General features: G+C 52.8%; 17 protein-coding genes and 1 pseudogene. 7 read left to right on the top strand and 11 right to left on the bottom strand.

The genetic code is table 11. The features are described 5' to 3' along the window. The first annotated feature begins 33 nt into the window (after positions 1 to 33). Positions 34 to 342 carry a DUF485 domain-containing protein gene (locus KUE00_RS17720; RefSeq protein WP_246761317.1) on the top strand — a complete coding sequence of 103 codons (309 nt, stop codon included), beginning with the start codon at positions 34 to 36 and terminating at the stop codon, positions 340 to 342. Continuing rightward, positions 339 to 1,985 carry a cation acetate symporter gene (locus KUE00_RS17715; RefSeq protein ID WP_246761316.1) on the top strand — a complete coding sequence of 549 codons (1,647 nt, stop codon included), beginning with the start codon at positions 339 to 341 and terminating at the stop codon, positions 1,983 to 1,985. Before KUE00_RS17720 ends, KUE00_RS17715 begins: the two co-directional genes overlap by 4 nt. Before the next feature lie 82 nt (positions 1,986 to 2,067). On the opposite strand, the gene KUE00_RS17710 is transcribed toward KUE00_RS17715, so the two are convergent. The 3 genes from KUE00_RS17710 to KUE00_RS17700 form a co-directional block, all read right to left on the bottom strand. Then, positions 2,068 to 2,613 (bottom strand): YfaZ family outer membrane protein, encoded by a 546-nt coding sequence (locus tag KUE00_RS17710; RefSeq protein ID WP_246761315.1) that lies wholly within the window; start codon positions 2,611 to 2,613, stop codon positions 2,068 to 2,070. Between the two features lie 144 nt (positions 2,614 to 2,757). Further along, positions 2,758 to 3,456, bottom strand: a complete 699-nt coding sequence (locus tag KUE00_RS17705; protein WP_246761314.1) for an LrgB family protein — start codon at positions 3,454 to 3,456, stop codon at positions 2,758 to 2,760. Further along, positions 3,449 to 3,877, bottom strand: a complete 429-nt coding sequence (locus KUE00_RS17700; protein ID WP_246761313.1) for a CidA/LrgA family protein — start codon at positions 3,875 to 3,877, stop codon at positions 3,449 to 3,451. Before KUE00_RS17700 ends, KUE00_RS17705 begins: the two co-directional genes overlap by 8 nt. A gap of 102 nt (positions 3,878 to 3,979) precedes the next feature. Here KUE00_RS17700 and KUE00_RS17695 point away from each other — a divergent pair, with 102 nt between their 5' ends. Beyond that, complete coding sequence (locus KUE00_RS17695; protein ID WP_246761312.1) at positions 3,980 to 4,882, top strand: LysR family transcriptional regulator; 903 nt, start codon at positions 3,980 to 3,982, stop codon at positions 4,880 to 4,882. 39 nt (positions 4,883 to 4,921) lie between these two features. On the opposite strand, the gene KUE00_RS17690 is transcribed toward KUE00_RS17695, so the two are convergent. Beyond that, the gene (locus KUE00_RS17690) at positions 4,922 to 5,782 is read right to left on the bottom strand and encodes a LysR family transcriptional regulator (protein ID WP_343215894.1); all 861 of its coding nucleotides are present in this window, start codon (positions 5,780 to 5,782) and stop codon (positions 4,922 to 4,924) included. Positions 5,783 to 6,191: 409 nt separating this feature from the next. On the opposite strand from KUE00_RS17690, the pseudogene KUE00_RS17685 reads away from it, so the two are divergent. After that, positions 6,192 to 6,512 (top strand): annotated as a pseudogene (locus KUE00_RS17685) (MFS transporter); the annotation flags it as partial. A 223-nt stretch (positions 6,513 to 6,735) separates the two neighbouring features. Here the strand turns inward: KUE00_RS17685 and KUE00_RS17680 are convergent. After that, complete coding sequence (locus tag KUE00_RS17680; RefSeq protein WP_246761310.1) at positions 6,736 to 7,734, bottom strand: aldo/keto reductase; 999 nt, start codon at positions 7,732 to 7,734, stop codon at positions 6,736 to 6,738. A 202-nt stretch (positions 7,735 to 7,936) separates the two neighbouring features. Here KUE00_RS17680 and KUE00_RS17675 point away from each other — a divergent pair, with 202 nt between their 5' ends. Then, on the top strand, positions 7,937 to 8,128 hold the full coding sequence (locus tag KUE00_RS17675) for a DUF943 family protein (RefSeq protein WP_246761309.1): 192 nt from the start codon (positions 7,937 to 7,939) through the stop codon (positions 8,126 to 8,128). A gap of 59 nt (positions 8,129 to 8,187) precedes the next feature. Here KUE00_RS17675 and KUE00_RS17670 read toward each other — a convergent pair whose 3' ends face one another. From KUE00_RS17670 to soxR, 4 genes are all read right to left on the bottom strand, one after another. Beyond that, positions 8,188 to 9,837, bottom strand: coding sequence for a Na+/H+ antiporter (locus KUE00_RS17670; RefSeq protein WP_246761308.1), 1,650 nt, complete (start codon positions 9,835 to 9,837; stop codon positions 8,188 to 8,190). A 171-nt stretch (positions 9,838 to 10,008) separates the two neighbouring features. Beyond that, positions 10,009 to 11,358 (bottom strand): NCS2 family permease, encoded by a 1,350-nt coding sequence (locus KUE00_RS17665; protein ID WP_246761307.1) that lies wholly within the window; start codon positions 11,356 to 11,358, stop codon positions 10,009 to 10,011. 394 nt (positions 11,359 to 11,752) lie between these two features. Then, the gene (locus KUE00_RS17660; protein WP_246761306.1) at positions 11,753 to 12,415 is read right to left on the bottom strand and encodes a glutathione S-transferase family protein; all 663 of its coding nucleotides are present in this window, start codon (positions 12,413 to 12,415) and stop codon (positions 11,753 to 11,755) included. A 42-nt stretch (positions 12,416 to 12,457) separates the two neighbouring features. Further along, positions 12,458 to 12,925, bottom strand: coding sequence for a redox-sensitive transcriptional activator SoxR (gene soxR / locus KUE00_RS17655; protein ID WP_246761305.1), 468 nt, complete (start codon positions 12,923 to 12,925; stop codon positions 12,458 to 12,460). Between the two features lie 113 nt (positions 12,926 to 13,038). On the opposite strand from soxR, the gene soxS reads away from it, so the two are divergent. After that, complete coding sequence (gene soxS, locus KUE00_RS17650; protein ID WP_246761304.1) at positions 13,039 to 13,449, top strand: superoxide response transcriptional regulator SoxS; 411 nt, start codon at positions 13,039 to 13,041, stop codon at positions 13,447 to 13,449. Here the strand turns inward: soxS and dgcN are convergent. Further along, a complete protein-coding gene (gene dgcN / locus KUE00_RS17645) occupies positions 13,446 to 14,750 on the bottom strand; it encodes a diguanylate cyclase DgcN/YfiN (protein ID WP_246761303.1) in 1,305 nt (434 codons plus the stop codon). The two genes, soxS and dgcN, sit on opposite strands and share 4 nt — an antisense overlap. A 713-nt stretch (positions 14,751 to 15,463) precedes the next feature. Between dgcN and KUE00_RS17640 the strand changes: the two genes are divergently transcribed. Next, positions 15,464 to 15,745 (top strand): YjcB family protein, encoded by a 282-nt coding sequence (locus KUE00_RS17640; RefSeq protein ID WP_246761302.1) that lies wholly within the window; start codon positions 15,464 to 15,466, stop codon positions 15,743 to 15,745. A 41-nt stretch (positions 15,746 to 15,786) separates the two neighbouring features. Here the strand turns inward: KUE00_RS17640 and KUE00_RS17635 are convergent, their stop codons facing one another. Then, the gene (locus KUE00_RS17635) at positions 15,787 to 16,740 is read right to left on the bottom strand and encodes an ATP-grasp fold amidoligase family protein (RefSeq protein WP_246761301.1); all 954 of its coding nucleotides are present in this window, start codon (positions 16,738 to 16,740) and stop codon (positions 15,787 to 15,789) included. Positions 16,741 to 17,043: the final 303 nt, after the last annotated feature.

Genomic DNA, 17,043 nt, shown 5'->3' with positions numbered 1-17,043 from the left:
GCCAGTTCCTATAATTTCTCTGGAGATTTGGTGATGAACGATATTTATCAGCGAATTGAAAACAGCGCGCGCTTTAAAGAGCTGGTTAAAAAACGCCAGGCTTTTGCCCTGCTGCTTTCAATCATTATGCTTGTTCTCTACGTCGGCTTTATTCTGTTAATTGCCTTCGCCCCTGGCTGGCTCGGTACGCCGCTCGATGCCCATACCAGAGTGACGCGAGGTATTCCCATTGGTATTGGCTTAATTATTATCTCCTTCGTACTTACCGGCGTTTATGTCTGGCGGGCAAATGGGGAATTCGACCGCTTAACGCGCGAGCTGCTGAACGAGGTGAAGGGATGAAACTTTTATATTTACTCCCGCTACTGCCTTTTTCTGCGGCGGCAGCCGATACCCTTAGCGGCGCGGTGCAAAAACAGCCGGTGAATAGCGAAGCCATCGTGATGTTTTTAATTTTTGTCGCGGCTACGTTGGGTATTACTTACTGGGCATCCAGGCGTACCCGTTCGCGCAGCGACTATTACACCGCCGGTGGCAATATTACCGGTTTGCAGAATGGCCTGGCGATGGCGGGCGACTTTATGTCGGCGGCTTCGTTTCTGGGGATTTCCGCGCTGGTTTATACCTCTGGCTATGACGGGCTGATTTACTCGCTGGGCTTTCTGGTCGGCTGGCCAATCATTCTGTTTTTAATCGCCGAGCGCTTGCGCAATCTGGGCCGCTATACCTTTGCTGACGTTGCCTCTTACCGCCTGAGGCAACTGCCGATCCGCACGCTTTCCGCCTGCGGTTCGCTGGTCGTAGTAGCGCTTTATCTGATTGCGCAGATGGTTGGCGCGGGCAAGCTGATCCAGCTGCTGTTTGGCCTGGACTACCACGTCGCCGTGGTGCTGGTAGGCATTCTGATGGTGCTTTACGTACTGTTCGGTGGCATGCTGGCCACGACTTGGGTGCAGATTATCAAGGCGGTGCTGCTGCTGTTTGGCGCCAGCTTTATGGCCATTATGGTGATGAAAACCGTCGGCTTCAGCTTTAATAATCTTTTTACCCAGGCGATGGCGGTGCATCCCAAAGGCGTGGCGATTATGCGGCCTGGCGGACTGGTGCAGGATCCGGTTTCCGCACTGTCGCTCGGTCTTGGACTGATGTTTGGTACGGCGGGCCTGCCGCATATTTTGATGCGCTTTTTTACGGTTAACGATGCCCGCGAGGCGCGTAAAAGCGTTTTCTACGCCACCGGTTTTATGGGCTACTTCTACTTCCTGACCTTTATTATCGGCTTTGGCGCAATCCTGCTGGTGGGTGCTAATCCAGCCTTTAAGGATGCGGCGGGCGTGTTGATTGGCGGCAACAATATGGCTGCGGTGCATCTGGCTGACGCCGTGGGCGGCAGTCTTTTCCTCGGCTTTATCTCCGCTGTTGCTTTCGCCACCATTCTGGCGGTGGTCGCCGGACTAACCCTGGCGGGAGCATCGGCCGTGTCGCATGACCTGTATGCCAGCGTGGTCAAAAAAGGTCAGGCGACGGAAAAACAGGAGCTGCGCGTCTCAAAAATCACCGTGCTGGTGCTGGGCGTGGTCGCCATTGCGCTGGGGATTTTATTTGAGAAACAAAACATTGCGTTTATGGTCGGGCTGGCTTTCTCTATTGCGGCAAGCTGTAATTTCCCGATTATTCTGCTGTCGATGTACTGGTCAAAGCTGACCACGCGGGGCGCGATGGTGGGCGGCTGGCTGGGGCTGCTGACCGCGGTCCTGTTAATGATCCTTGGCCCGACGGTGTGGGTACAGGTGCTGGGTCATGCCAAAGCCGTCTTCCCTTATGAATATCCGGCGCTGTTTTCCATGCTGGTTGCGTTTATTGGTACCTGGCTTTTTTCCGTGACGGATTCTTCAAAAGAAGGCGAGCTGGAACGCCAGCGTTTTCAGGCGCAGTTTATTCGTTCGCAAACAGGCGTGGGGATTGAAAGCGGCAAAGGCCATTGAGGATTAAGCAAAACGAGCCTGGCTAACACCAGACTCGTTTTCAGGGGGATTTGCGCTCAACCGGGCAAATCCCTTATCCGTATCAGAAGTGTACGGATGCGCCAACGTATGGACCATCGGCAACAACGTTGTCTTTACGACCGTCTTTACCATCCATCGTCATGTACTGATAGCCAACGCGTACGTCAACCAGCGAGATTGGCTGGAAGCTGATGCCGCCAGAAGCTTCCTGGTAGTCGTTGATATGGCTGGAGAACGAGTCCGGCGAGTAGTAGTACTGGCCGAATACGTTAAACATATTGGTCACAGGCAGATGAACGCCAACGCCTACTGCAATCGCATAACCATCTTTGTTATCTTTCGGATTGGTAGAAATGGCCTTCACGCCTGGCGTGATAAACGCGTCGCCCAGGCCAACATTGTAGCCAAGACCCAGGCTACCCATGCTGCCGTCGTGATCGCTGCGCAGCCAGTTGCCTGAAACCGCAAAACCGGTCGATGTAGTGCCCAGGCCAGCGTGCAGGTTGGTATAGTCACGACCTACGTCAATTCCGCCTTCAATCGCCTGCGCTGAACCTGCCAGCACCAGTAGCGCCAGAGCGCCTGCGGTAGTTGCCACTGCTTTCATTTTCTTCTCCTGATGAATTTTTTTTCGCCGTTTCCCGACGGCACCGGAGAGTAAACCATCATCAGCCAGAAGAAAATGAGAAAGCGACGAATCCGGGCGCTCATTTAGTTAACGTTGCGCTCTGGCCGTAACCGAATATGTCAACTACACGACCGCCCACATGATACGTCCAATAAGCGGCGCAACCACAACGGTGACTATCCCCGACAGCATCATCACCAGGCTGGCCACCACCCCCTCCTCCTGACCGATTTCATAGGCGCGAGCCGTACCGGCCCCGTGGGAAGCCGCGCCGAAACCGGCCCCTTTCGCCAGTCCTTGCTTAACGGCCAGGCGAATAAACAGCAGATCGCCGACGGCCATGCCAAATACCCCGGTGATCACCACAAACAGCGCGACCAGATCGGGCTGGCCGCCCAGCTGTTTCGCTGCCGCCAGCGCAAAAGGTGTGGTAATAGAACGAACGGCCAGGCTACGCTGGATCGCTTCCGGCAGCGTCAGCAGCCTTGCCAGCCAGACCGAGCTGCACACGGCTACCAGCGTCGCGGTAATCACGCCAGCGCTTAACGACAGCCAGTGACGGCGGATAATCGCCATGTTTTCGTAAACCGGCACGGCAAAAGCCAGCGTGGCCGGGCCAAGCAGCCACAGCAGCCAGTGGCTTTCGCCAATATAGTTTTGCCAGGAAATGCGCGTCAGCAGCAGCAGCGCCACCAGTACCATCGGCGTCATCACCAGCGGCATCAGCAGCAGTTTATGCCAGCGCCGGTAAAGACGTTTATTGAGAAAGTAGATCAGTAACGTTGCCGCCAGGCAGAGCAGGCTGATGATAAAATTATTCACCACGACGCTCCTTTTTGCGTTCTGCCAGCCAGATTTCAAAGCGGTAGACGCGATCGACCACCAGTGCGGTAGCGGTCAGCACCAGTAGCGTGCTGATCGTAATCACGATCATGATGCGCCAGCCGTCCACGCGCAGCAGCTGTGAATAATTGACCACCGCTACCACCGCCGGAATAAAAAACAGCAGCATTTCCGCCAGCAGCCAGCGCGACCCCGCCTTTACCCAGTTTAGCGGCAATATCCTTAACATAATCAACGCCAATAGCAGCAGCATGCCAACGATATTGGCGGGCAACGGCAGATGTAGCCAGTCAACTAACTGCTGCGCGACGATAAAAAAACCAATGTACAAAACAACCTGTAACGGAACCTGAATACGTTGCAGCCAGCCCGCTCTGTGCGGACGTATTGCCAGCGTCATGATGGTCTCTCTCTGAATAATGCGTAAAGAGAGTATAAAGCGATAACAAAGGGTGAAATAAATGACTTAATATTATCTGAACTATGCCTTACAGGAATGTTTATGGACGTCCGAGCCCTGCGTTATTTTGTGGAAGTGGTGCGCCAGCAAAGCTTTACCCGCGCGGCGGAACAGCTGTTTGTCACCCAACCCACCATCAGTAAAATGCTGCGCCAGCTGGAAGAGGAACTGGGCTGCACGCTGCTTATCCGCGAAGGACGCAAGCTGCATCTGACCGATACCGGCCAGGCGGTTTATCAGCGCGGGCTGACGATTTTACAGGAGTTCAAGCAGCTGGAAGCGGAAATCAACGATATTAACGATCTGAAAACCGGCGAGCTGCGGCTGGGTATTCCGCCCATGGTCGGCATGCAGATAGCGGGATCGATCTCCGCTTTTCGGCAGCGTTATCCGGGCGTCGAGCTGAAAATTTCTGAATTTGGCGGCCTGACCGTGCAGCAGGCGGTGCTTTCCGGCACGCTGGATATCGCCATGACCGCGCTGCCGGTAGCGGACGATCTGCCGCTGAACGCGCTGCCGCTGATGAGCCATCCGCTGTGCGTGCTGGTGCCCAAAACCCAGGAATGGCTACGCCGCAGCCATATCCCGCTGGCCGAACTGGCCGGGCACCCTATCCTGATTTATAACGAGGAGTTTTCGCTGAATCGCCAGCTAATGCGCGCCTTCCAGGCCAGCGGCTTTGCGCCGCAGATTGCGGTTCGCAGCGGGCAGTGGGACTTTCTGGCCGCCATGGTGCAGGCGGGCATGGGCGTCGCTATCCTGCCAGAGCCGGTTTGCCAGCGGCTGGATAAAAGCCAGCTGCTGTGGCTACCGCTGGAGTCGGAGCTGGTGTGGCAGCTGGGACTGATCTGGCGCGAGGGGAGCTACCTGTCAAAAAGCGCCCAGGCCTGGATCGCCTGCTGTCGCCAGTTTTGGCCAGGCCATACGCAAACGTTGTCGGTGTAGGCAACGGTTTTCCGGCAGCGCTTTAGCCTCTGTCGGGAACTATGCCATCAGGCTCTCAACACCTTGTTTAACCCGATCCCGCTCTTCGTTTTTACGGCTGACCAGGTAGACGTCAATATTCAGGGCGTCTGCCGCTTCACTCGTCAACGCACGGTAACAAAGTCCCTGTTGGTTAAAAGTACACATTGAGCGAGGCATCAACGCAAAACCTTTGCTTTTAACGATGCTGGAAAGCAAAACTAAAGAGTCATCCGGCTCTTTTACCTTGCGGATAGCAAACGGCAGCTGCTGGAAATATTTTTCGCACTTGTCATAGAAAGCCGGGTTGGCATTGCGTGGAAACCAGAACAGCGGAAGATCGGCCAGATCGGTAAAAGAGACTTTTTCCTGCAGGCTGGCTGGATGAGCCGAAGGCATGGCAACGAATAAAGGTTCTTTATAGAGCCAGTCAAATTTAAAATCCTGTTCGCCATGCAGGCTTTTTTCACCGGTAATCACCAGATCCATCTGCCCTTTAGAGAGCGATTGCAGGAGCTGACTGGAGGTTTGATTTTGTATTTCCAGCTCCTGATTATTTATCAGAATTTGTATTTTATTGGCAATCTGCGGAATATTATCAAAGTTGAGCGTGCGGGTAAGCCCGATACGTAAATGGGTATTTTCTTTATTTACATCGACAACAAACTGTTCTAGTTCACCAAGTAAATGAGTCGCTTTTTCTACCAGCTGAATACCAACCGGCGTCAGGCGAACCTCATGGGTATTGCGAATAAACAGCGCGCAGCCCAGCGTTTCTTCCAGCGATTGTATCTGCCGCGTTAAAGGCGGTTGCGTCATCCGTAAACGCTCAGCGGCCTTCCTGAAATTTAGCTCCTGGGCAACAATCAGAAAGCATTGCAACTGCTTTATGCTGGGTAACTTGCTGTTGGTAATAGACAAAATTTCTCCGTAGCTGCCTTTCGAGGCAGGGATAACCAGCTAATTAAACTTACCTTATCCTGAAGAAGCCCGAACTGTAAATGGATGTCTGCGGGTGACAGAAATGGCTGTTGATACCAAAAAGGAATCACAAAAGTAACAATTCTCCCGAGAAACTGAGGTGATAAATTGGCTTTAGTGATCCACCGCATAAGGAAACTCACCATGCCTGAATATTTATAAAGTCAGCAAGCTGTTTTAAACAAAGCTCACTCCTGAAAACGCCAGCTTATCGCCGGATAAAATTATTTTAATCCAGCAGATAATACTGGCGACATAATGTAAAAAATAAAAGGTGATTATTATGTCAACCGTTATTAAAGAGACGGCTATGTCGATACGAGCATGGCTGGCGCTATTTATTCTGGCTCTTGCAACATTCACTATTGTTACCACCGAACTGGCCCCGGTTGGCCTGTTAACGCCTGTCGCCAATGGCCTGCATGCTTCTGAAGCTGAAATCGGCATGACCGTCTCGCTTTATGCCTGGGTGGGTGCTTTGAGTGCGCTTTTCGCTTGCGTATTTTTAGGTAACTTACCGAAAAAAGCTCTGTTGCTTTCGCTAACGGTCATTCTTTTTATCTCTAATGTCGGGTCTGCCGCCGTCAGTTCTTACGAGATGCTGTTAGCGGCTCGTGTCGTCGGAGCACTGGACCGGCATTGTTTATCACGGCAGGGGCTGCTATCGCCCTTTCCTTCCTGCTGGTCGCGTTCATTCCTGCCAAAACCGTTGTTGAAAAATATGTGGACGTGAAAGTATAAAAATTTAATAAGCAGTAAATGGTTGCAGCAGAGTGAAAAAAATCGGAGCCATAACAGGCTCCGGCTTTCTGATAGTTGGCAAACCAAAAGTCATCTTGATCGGCAAAGAACGATTAAGCGTTAACGCCTTTCATACCTTCTTCACTGTAGCGGCTTCCCTTAATTTCAATAGTACGTTGCAGGGTGTTTAGCGCCTCGATATCAGATATATCAAGAACGAGGTTAGCCGCAGCGGCATTTTCTGCCAGATACTTTTCGCTTTTGGTGCCGGGGATGGGGACGGTTTTCTCATACTGCGCCAGCAGCCACGCAAGCGCGATCTGTCCGGAGCTACAGCCATACTTCTCGGTCAACGGTTTGATGACGTCAAGCAGCTTACGGTTGTGATTTAAGTTTTCCTGCTGGAATCGCTCGTTACCTTTGCGGAAATCGCCTTCGGCAAAATCGCTGGTGCTCAGATATTTGCCGGTCAGGAAACCTCGACCCAGCGGAGAATAAGGGACCAGGCCAATACCCAACGCTTTGATGGCGGGTAAAACGCTTTCTTCAATATCACGCGTCCACAATGAATATTCTGTCTGCACGGCCGTTACCGGAAATACCGCATGGGCTTTCTTTAACGTCGCGGCAGAGACTTCACACAACCCTATATGACCAATTTTTCCTTCTTTTACCAGATCGGCCAGCGTTTGCATGCTTTCTTCAATATTTGCACCTGTATCAACGCGATGAAGATAGAAAAGATCGATTTTCTCTACGCCCAGCCGCTGTAGTGACTCGTGGCAGCAGCGCACAATATAGCCCGGCGTATTGTTTATCTTTCTGGCGTAAGCGGCATCAGGGCCACGCTCAATACCGCATTTGGTGGCAACTTTGAACGCCTGCCGGCGCTGGTTGTTCAACTTCGCCAAAAAATGCCCGATTAATCGTTCGTTATGACCACGACCATACAAATCGGCGGTATCAATAAAATTGACTTTAAGATCCAGCAGCTTATTCAGTAAGCTGAGCGATTTTTTGTCGTCAGTCTCACCGTAAAATTCGCTCAGCCCCATAGCACCGTAGCCTATCGCGCCGACGTTCAGATCCCGAGCAAGATGTCTGTTTTCCATAGCCCCTCCGTAAGTGAATCGTCATTGTTCCACAACGGTCTATGGGGCTGAATTTCAATTCAGGAGATACCTTTCAGGTATCAACCCTTTTAAAAAAGCCGCCTGGCTGTTTAAATACGCAATGTCGTTCAAAAAACAAACAGTTAAAATAGTCAGCCACGAAGGGCAGTGACGCCCCAATCACCCTTACAGGAAGTAAAAAGTGAAGCCGATTAAGTTGGTTTTCCCTGCCTTTGTCCTCGCGATTTGGCTCTATGTGATTACCACCATGCTGCAACCTACGGAGATTGTGGCAGTTCATCAGAGTGATATTCTGGTTAAAAACTTTCCTCTTACTGAACCGGGAAGGATTCGCTGGTGGCAAAAGAACCGGGCAACGATCAAAGAAAAATAGGGTCTGCCTGGGGAGTACGACGATAAAAGCCGCGAGCCATACGGCTCGCGGCCCTGGGGTTACTCTTCTTTCTCTATCAGCAGCGTTTCCAGCAGATCGAGATCGTGCAGCATCTTCTGCATGGTTTCGTTGCTGATCTTCTGCGTGGCGCGCAGATGATACAGCTCGCCGCGCTCGGCGCGCAGTGCAGTCAGGCGGAAGCGGCGCTCAAGGTTTTCCGCGTAGAGTGCACGCTCCAGATCGGCTTTGCCATCAACGCGACGGCGCATGTTGCCAATCACCCGCGAACTCACCTCTTTCACCAGCTCCGGATCGATATTCTCTTCGGTGTCCGCAACCAGCCGCTCTTCCATTTTATACAGGCTGTCGATAGCGGTTTCGGCCATGACCGCGCGCGCCATCTGCATTTCATGGCGATGCGCCGTTTTATCATGCCCGGCTACGCCGCGCAGCAGCAGCGGCAGGATCACCACGCCAACCAGCAGCGAGAAGAGGATCACGCCCGTCGCCAGAAACACCAGTTCATAGCGCGCCGGGAAAGCGTGGCCTGTCGGCAGAAACAGCGGAATCGACAGGACACCGGCCAGCGTAATCGCGCCGCGTACGCCAGCAAAAGAGGCGATAAGCAGCTCACGCAGGCTGTAGCTGGTAAACTCCATCGGCCTTTTTTTCAGCAGGCGCTGGCTAATCAGTCGCATGGTCCACAGCCAGGCGAAACGTACGACCATCAGCGCGGCATAAATCAGCACCACGGAAAGCACCAGCATCCACAAGTCAACGTTAGGATCGGCTTCGGCCTGGCTAACGGAGATTTGCAGGATGTCCGGCAGCTGCAGACCCAGCATCAGGAACACCATGCCGTTAAAGACAAATTCCAGCATTTGCCAGACGCTGTTAGCGCGCAGGCGCATGGCCAGCGGTGCCTGGCGGATAATGCCGGAACGCGTAATGGTCATGCCTGCCGCCACGGCGGCCAGAATGCCGGAAACGCCAATGTGTTCGGCAATCAGATAGGAAGCGAACGGCAGCAGCAGCAGCAAGACCGTCTGCGTTGCCGGATCGTCCCCGCTCCAGCGGCTGAGCAGGCGCAGCGATTTCCCATACAGCCAGCAGACGGCAATCCCCGCCAGCAGGCCACCCACGGCCACTTTGACAAACTCCAGCGACGCGCCGGAAACGGTAAAGACCATCGTGCCCATCGCTACCGCAACGGCAAATTTTAGCGATACCAGGCCAGACGCATCGTTCATCAGCGCCTCGCCCTGCAAAATGGACATGATTTTCTTCGGGATCCGTCCTTCGCCGACGATACCGGAAAGCGCCACGGCATCGGTTGGCGACAGCACGGCCGCCAGCGCAAACGCAGGCAGCAGCGGAATGCCGGGCACCAGCCAGTAAATCAGGTAGCCAATACCAACGACCGTAATCAGCACCAGCACCAGTGCAAGGCCGATGATTTCCCGTCCGTGATGCAGAAACTCGCTGGTCGGGGTCTTCCAGCCGTCGGCAAACAGCAGCGGCGGAATAAACAGAACCAGAAACAGTTCCGGATCAAAATCGACATGCAGACCGAACGTCGGCCACGCCAGCAGCGCGCCCATGGCAATCTGCACCAGCGGCAAGGGAATTTGAAAAGGAATGATGCGAGCGGCAACGCCCGAAAGCGACACCACCAGCGTGAGGATTAGAATAGTAAAAAAGATTTCCATGTTGTCCTTACATAGCTTCCAGATAACGATAAAGAAACAGCTCAGGACAAAAAATGCCCCGCCTGATAGTAAAGCAAAAATGGATTAGCTTGAAAAACCGGAAATGCGTTATCGGGCAGGAAAAGGCACAAATCTGGAACAGAGGCCGGAAAACCGGCCTCGCAGGAGGGATCAGATAGCCCAGCCGCCCGCGTAGAACGCGACCAGCGCAACGGCAATCACCACGGTGCCAACGTTCAGCTTGCGCCATTCGCCCGCAAAGATGCGGCCAATGACCAGCGAGCCGAAGCCCAGCATAATGCCGGTCACGATATTACAGGTCAGCACGATAAACACCGCCGCCAGCAGACCGGACATTGCATCGACAAAATCGCTAAAGTCGATTTTTGATACGTTGCTCAGCATCAGCAGGCCAACGTACATTAGCGCAGGCGCGGTAGCGTAGCCCGGCACTAAGTAAGCCAGTGGCGAAAGGAACAGAATCAGTAGAAACAGCACGCCGACTACGATAGCGGTAAGACCGGTTTTACCCCCCGCCGCCGTTCCCGCCGCTGATTCGATATACACGGCCGCAGGCGATGCACCGACCAGACCAGAGAAAATGCTGCTGACGGAATCGGTCGTCAGCGCTTTGCCGCCGTTAATAATCTGATTGTCTTTATCCAGCAGATTCGCCTGTCCCGCCACGGCACGGATAGTACCGGTCGCATCAAACACGGCGGTCATCACCAGCGCCAGCACGCTTGGCAACACCGCAGGTTTTAGCGCGCCCAGAATATCCAGGCTAAAGACCAGCGAATGGCCCTGCGCGTCAGACAGCGAAGGCATAGCGAACAGCCCCTGATACTTCACGGCAGGATCAAAAATCAGCCCCAGCACGGAAATAGCGATGATGGTCAGCAGAATGCCGCCCGGCACGCGCAGCTTTTCCAGACCGAAAATCACCGCCAGGCCAGCCAGCGACATCATCACCGGGAAAGATGCGAAATCGCCCAGCTCAACCGGCAGCGCGCCAGGGATAGGATTTTTCACCACCAGCCCGACGCCGTTGGCGGCAATCAGCAGCAGGAACAGGCCGATACCCACACCCGTCCCGTGCGCCACGCCCATCGGCAGGTTACGCAAAATCCAGCTGCGGATACCGGTTGCGGAGATCAGCGTAAACAACACGCCCATCAGGAACACAGCGCCCAGCGCGACCGGCACGCTGATATGCTGGCCCAGCACCAGGCTAAAGGCCGTAAAGGCGGTCAGCGAGATAGCGCAGCCGATAGCCATCGGCAGATTGGCCCACAGGCCCATGATCAGCGAGCCAAAGCCAGCGACCAGGCAGGTAGAAACGAAAACGGCAGTGGGCGGAAAACCCGCTTTGCCCAGCATGGATGGCACAACAATCACCGAATAGACCATGGCAAGGAACGTCGTGAGGCCGGCCAAAATCTCCTGACGAACGGAACTGCCGCGCGCAGAGATTTTAAACCAGGCGTCTAACGAGCCGCCGGTCTGATGATGAGTCGACATAATGAAGATCCCCTGAAATTTCTTATGAGTTATCGATACGTGGCGACAGGTTTTTTCCACGTTCACATCCCTGAGTAGCCATCGCAGATCGACAACCCCTCGAAACGAGGCGGCGATCGTAAAAAAGCAAACGTTTAACCTGGCACATATATCGCGCCTTTTCTGAAGGCAAACGATTATCCTGCCTTTAAGGGCATATTTTCAACTGCTGTTGCCGCTAAGTTTGCATATTTTCGTCTCTTTTACGCGCCTGCTGTGCAGAGACGACTCTACCCATCTCGCCTGCATGACCGAAATAGCACTTTCTTATGGCTGCAAAGCGGCTGAAACGCGAACGGCGTTACGTGAACAATCATTTCAGCCAACAGAGAAGTCTGGGATTTGACGGGATACGCTAGTCGAGCTTCACCGCACCGCCTTTTTGCAGCGCGCGCTGCCAGGCCGCACGGTTTTGTACTTTCTCCAGCCATGCCTGAATAGCAGGTGAACGGCCCGCGCCGCCGCGCGCGCTAAGTGCCTGTAGCGGAAAGCTCATCTGCACGTCAGCGATACTGAACTGTTTTCCGGCAAACCATTCATTGGCGGCAAGATGTTGCTCAATAAAGTCCCTATGGGTAGCCAGCTGCTTATCCAGATAAGCTTTTTGCACGCCCTTGCCAAAAGCCCCGCCGATGGGCCGCAGTAACCAAGGCACCGGGGCCTGTCCCATACGGCTGAAGATCAGCTTCATCACCAGCAGCGGCATCAACGAACCTTCGGCATAGTGCAGCCAGTAGCGAGACTGAAGCCGCTCCTCTTCGTCAGAAAGTTTCAGTCGATTTTCTGCGTCGTAGCGTTCTGCCAGGTATTCAAGGATTGCGCCAGATTCGGCAATGACCCGGTTACCGTCGGTAATGACCGGAGACTTTCCTAGCGGATGGACTTTTTTTAACGAATCGGGCGCCAGCATGGTCGCTTCGCGCTGGTACTGTTTGATTTGATAGGGCGTTTCAAGCTCTTCCAGCATCCAGAGAACGCGCTGCGAACGCGAGTTGTTCAGGTGGTGAACCGTGATCATGACCTTTCCTTGTAGAAACGTGAGTGCTATCAGTATAGAGCGCTACTTAGGTTCAGGTTCCAGCAGGATAGCGCCAGTCCCGCGCGCGCCCAGGCGATCGTCCGGGTTGCGCAGCGGACAGTCTTCCATAGATAAGCAGCCGCAGCCGATGCAGCCGTCAAGATCGTCCCGCAAGCGAGTCAGCGTTTCGATGCGCCCATCCAGTTCCTCGCGCCATTTTTGCGTCAGCTGCGTCCACTCTTTCGGCGACATGCGCTTGCCTGACGGAAACTGCACAAGGTGTTCACCGATAGTGGCAAGCGGAATACCAATGCGCTGGGCAATTTTGATCACCGCCACTCGCCGGAGTACATCACGATGATAGCGGCGCTGGTTGCCGCCGTTGCGGAAACTGGTAATTAAACCTTTGCTTTCATAAAAATGCAGCGTCGAAACGGCAACGCCGCAGCGTGCCGACACGTCGCCAGGGGTGAGCTCGCGTTTATTCAAACCGGCGGGACTTTTTTTCATTTTGCGCTTTACCTCAAGTTAACTTGAGGAATTATACTCCAGCCCTTGATAAGGCAATGTCCTTTTTTCCGCCTTTGTTTAACTCACCACCGGCCGCCAGGGAGAAGAAAAGTATGCATGACGATATCATTCACACGCTTACCGACTGGATTGAAAGCAATCTTGATAAAACGCTTTCTATAGATGAGGTCGCCGCCCGATCCGGCTATTCGAAATGGCACTTACAGCGTATGTTTCGCGCCGTGACCAAACAGACGCTGGGTAACTATATTCGTGAACGTCGCCTGACGCTGGCGGCAGAAGAGCTGCGCCAGACACAGCGCCCGGTATTCGATATAGCGATGCAGTACGGCTACGATTCGCAGCAAACTTTTTCGCGCGTTTTTCGTCGCCAGTTTTCTCAGACGCCTACGGCCTATCGCCATACGATGCGCCGTCCGCAGAAGCGTCACCTCTATTTTGACTGCAGCGAGTTCCCCTCCGCCGCTTATGCGCTGCCCGCTAATGGTGCCGCCTGTCGCTAACTGTCTTCATAGGCAAGCGTTGCCGTCGCCTGTCGCTGTTCCCATAGCGCTGGCGAGAAATACCAGCCGCCGCCCAGCGCTTTAATGTGATACATCGCAGCATCAGCCTGGGCAATGGTCGCCTCGCCCGTATGGTGATTTTTTGCCAGCGCTATTCCTACGCTGAGCGACTGGGTAACGTGGGTAGCGTCGTCCAGCCAGATAGGTTCGCGCATTGCTTCAATCAGATTTTGCGCTACGCAGCCCGCCTGTTCGCCGCTGTCAATCGCCACCAGCAGTATGGCAAACTCATCGCCACCAAGCCGGGCGACCAGATCGCCTTTACGCACGCGAGCGCGCAGGCGCTGGGCGGTTGCCGTCAGCACATGATCGCCAGCCGCGTGCCCATAGCGGTCATTCACTTCCTTAAAGCGATCGCCATCAATAAAGAGTACGGCTACCCGCTCGGCAGTAAGCGGATCGCTGAGCTGCTTATGCAGTTCCTGTTCAAAGGCAGTACGGTTAGGTAAGCCGGTGAGCGCATCGTGCCGCACCTGATGGGACAGCGTATCGTTTTCACTCTGCAAATGACGCTGCCAGTCCGCCAGCTCGTCCAGCAGACTGTTAAAATCGCCGCTGAGCTTATTTAGCTCCGCAATAGAAGAAGAAGGTACGCGCAGTGAAAAAGCGCGTCTCTTACGAACTTCATGCGTAACGCAGGCGATATTCTGTAAGGCGCTAACGATGCCCGAATGCATACGGCGCGACAGATAAAAAGCCAGCGTCGCCGAAATCAGCATACTGCAACTTAGCCACGTCAGTGCCTGAAACAGATAATGCATAACGCGGCGGCCGTCGCCGGTCAGCCAGACCTGCCCCACTTCTTTCCCGTCATAATGCACCGGAATATGGACGGGTTTTGGAAATAGCCAGCGGGCAACGACCTTCGTGAACGACTGCGCGGAGCGCTCGTCGGATGCAGACCAGCTTGCCAGCACCTGATGCTGTGCATCCACTATTCTGGCCTGGCCAACCTGTGTTTCCGTACCGATATCCCCCAGGATAGCCTGTGCCGCAGTGGCATCGTGCGTAGCCACCGCATAGCCAGCACTGTAGCTGATAGTCTTTGCGACCAGCTCTGAATTGTTCTCCGCATAGTTGCGTAGCGCCACCACGGATAACAGGGAAAGCGAGATACCGCTGAAGGTTAGCGAAACCAGGATAATGATTAAATGGATCCGCCGTAGCGATTTACGTAGCGTCGGTAGTGGTTTTTCTGTGGGTTGCGCCCTGAAGCGCTTTCCGAAATGGACATGATTCATGCATCCTCCCTTGCCAGGCAGACACAAGGAGCAATACTGAATCGGCCAGATAAGTTCTCTGCAGGCAGAGACGGCTTTTCAATCCTGAAAGCCACTGGCAAACATACAGGCCCCTGTTATCGTGCTTAAAAGTAGTCCTGCTGTCGGCCAGCGCCGAATAATGTTGGGTTACAGTCCTGTGATACGCAAAATAAAATCAGCAGAAAATAGTTATCAAAAATCCTACAACTCATCTGCATTTGGTACAACTTCCCGTTCGTGAGATTCCTCTTAAAGGATCCAGTTATTACCAAAAAGATTTATAAAATGCTTATCCGCAGGGCATTGTCAAAAATGTCAGCAGAGCAAAAATAATAAACGACTCATTCTCGGTGGCTTATTAATGACAATTATTATCATTAATTGTCTCAAAAAAAATAGCCTGCCCTTTTCCGTTAAAATATCATTAACGATTACATTACTTTGTGAAAAGGTTAATTAACACAGAGGCGTAAAGCCAGCGCCTGCCAGGATTGTTTTATCACCGCTGAACAAAAAACGTCTAAAACCGGCTTTAAAACTGTTCAATTCTCACTTTACCCGGTGCTATAATGTGACCGTCATCACACTTACCTTTGCTAACCGTTCAGATGAAAAGCATTCCTGGCCTTTTCGTCCGGTCAGATGACGTCCAATTTTCACTGCCAGGCCTGTTTTGTCGGAGTTTTAAAGATATGGGTACCTTAACCGCTAGCCTGGTGCTGATGAGATGGGAACTGGTTAGTGCAGTCATGATGTTTATTGCCAGTACGTTTAACGTAAAGTGCCGCCAGAGTAGCCGTAACGGCATGGCGTTCATTTTTACCGGTGTAGGAATAGGCATGTCATGCTGGTTTGTTACCGGCCTGCTGGGTATCACCCTGAGCGTGGATAATCTGCTTAACTTTTGGCATATCACCAAAGACGTATTTGTTGATGTGATGAGCCATACGCCAGCCGATTATCCGCTGCCTTAACAAACCGGCAAGCCGCATTCTGAAGATGCGGCTTGTTGTTTTTAGATTTTCTTTAACGCTGCTGGCAGTGCCGCCGTTTCACCACCGACGGATTTCAGCGTCTTTGGTTTACGTTCCTGCAACCACATGTCGCCCATGATCTTATCCAGTCCCTGATCCAGTCCGGTCACCATGCCTGCACCCGGCGTAAACGTCAGCTCGCCAAAGTAAATCTGCCCTTCGCTGATGTACCAGTCCACGCGAACATAATCGAAATCACTGGCCAGCTTTTTACTGAGCGCCAGCGCTTTTTCCAGCGTTTCCATATCGCCACTGATGTCGAAACCGGTATCGCGGATCTTGTAAAAGCACGATTTCAGCGTGTTGACGTAGAAGTTCATCGACAGCGGCGAGTTACCGCTACGGTTATAAATTAGCTGCAAAACGTATTCAAACGTGCCGTCTTTTTTGTTGAACATATGGAACTTGTAGTCAACGGCAGCAAACTTGCCGTCGCCAACATACTGTTCAACCAGGATGCGCGGCTTAATATAGCGGTAGTGAATTTCACGCGCTTCATGGGAGAAATCGCGACTCAGCCACTCTTCACAGCGGCTGATTAACAGCTGCTTCTGAATGCAGTCGGGTTCTTCCAGAAAAATTTCCACCATTCCCGAACCGTGATTCGGTTTTACCACGGTGTTTTTCAACGAGCCCAGTCCCAGCAGCGTGACGGGATCGGCCGTTTCATGCAGCAGCGGGATCAGATATTCGTCGCCGATCATCTGCGAGATATAGTCCCGCACCAGCAGCTTGTCTGACAGCAGGCCGTAACGCATATAGTCGCCGGTGACAAATTTGCGGTACAGGACTTTCTCATTAAACAGTTTTGGCTGGTGTATGTTTGGTAACTTTTTAAATTTATGCAGATAATAAATTCTGTCCTGGTAAGACCAGGGCATTTTTTTGAAAAGGTAAAAGATTCCTTTTCTTATTTCTGCCTTGAGTTTTAACATTTTTTACCTCATATGCAGGCTTTATAATTGTGTGTGAAAAGCTGTGTTCGGGAGCCGTACCATCATCGTGTCTTGCGTTCCGGAACAGCGACACTCTCGTCTCATTTTTACCAGTAAGCATAAAAAACCGTCAGTTGCTTTACTCCGCGGGTAAAAAAACTTACCTGCGACCTCTGTCCTGTATTACGGCTCCGGGTTCATGTCCCTGGTGCCAGGAGAAAGATGAAAACAGCTGACGAAAAATGCTCTTCGACCTTGCCGTATCAAGCCTGAAAGCTTGCTGTTTACGGGTCAGACGCTGCG

It is taken from the genome of Erwinia phyllosphaerae, from assembly GCF_019132875.1.
Lineage (GTDB): Bacteria > Pseudomonadota > Gammaproteobacteria > Enterobacterales > Enterobacteriaceae > Erwinia > Erwinia phyllosphaerae.
This window is presented reverse-complemented; position numbering and strand designations above follow the sequence as displayed.

Coding starts and splice junctions, on each gene's coding strand:
- KUE00_RS17720 (WP_246761317.1), top strand. CDS start 34: ATGAACGATATTTATCAGCGAATTGAAAACAGCGCGCGCTTTAAAGAG.
- KUE00_RS17715 (WP_246761316.1), top strand. CDS start 339: ATGAAACTTTTATATTTACTCCCGCTACTGCCTTTTTCTGCGGCGGCA.
- KUE00_RS17710 (WP_246761315.1), bottom strand. CDS start 2,613: ATGAAAGCAGTGGCAACTACCGCAGGCGCTCTGGCGCTACTGGTGCTG.
- KUE00_RS17700 (WP_246761313.1), bottom strand. CDS start 3,877: ATGACGCTGGCAATACGTCCGCACAGAGCGGGCTGGCTGCAACGTATT.
- KUE00_RS17695 (WP_246761312.1), top strand. CDS start 3,980: ATGGACGTCCGAGCCCTGCGTTATTTTGTGGAAGTGGTGCGCCAGCAA.
- KUE00_RS17680 (WP_246761310.1), bottom strand. CDS start 7,734: ATGGAAAACAGACATCTTGCTCGGGATCTGAACGTCGGCGCGATAGGC.
- KUE00_RS17670 (WP_246761308.1), bottom strand. CDS start 9,837: ATGGAAATCTTTTTTACTATTCTAATCCTCACGCTGGTGGTGTCGCTT.
- KUE00_RS17665 (WP_246761307.1), bottom strand. CDS start 11,358: ATGTCGACTCATCATCAGACCGGCGGCTCGTTAGACGCCTGGTTTAAA.
- KUE00_RS17660 (WP_246761306.1), bottom strand. CDS start 12,415: ATGATCACGGTTCACCACCTGAACAACTCGCGTTCGCAGCGCGTTCTC.
- soxR (WP_246761305.1), bottom strand. CDS start 12,925: ATGAAAAAAAGTCCCGCCGGTTTGAATAAACGCGAGCTCACCCCTGGC.
- soxS (WP_246761304.1), top strand. CDS start 13,039: ATGCATGACGATATCATTCACACGCTTACCGACTGGATTGAAAGCAAT.
- dgcN (WP_246761303.1), bottom strand. CDS start 14,750: ATGAATCATGTCCATTTCGGAAAGCGCTTCAGGGCGCAACCCACAGAA.
- KUE00_RS17640 (WP_246761302.1), top strand. CDS start 15,464: ATGGGTACCTTAACCGCTAGCCTGGTGCTGATGAGATGGGAACTGGTT.
- KUE00_RS17635 (WP_246761301.1), bottom strand. CDS start 16,740: ATGTTAAAACTCAAGGCAGAAATAAGAAAAGGAATCTTTTACCTTTTC.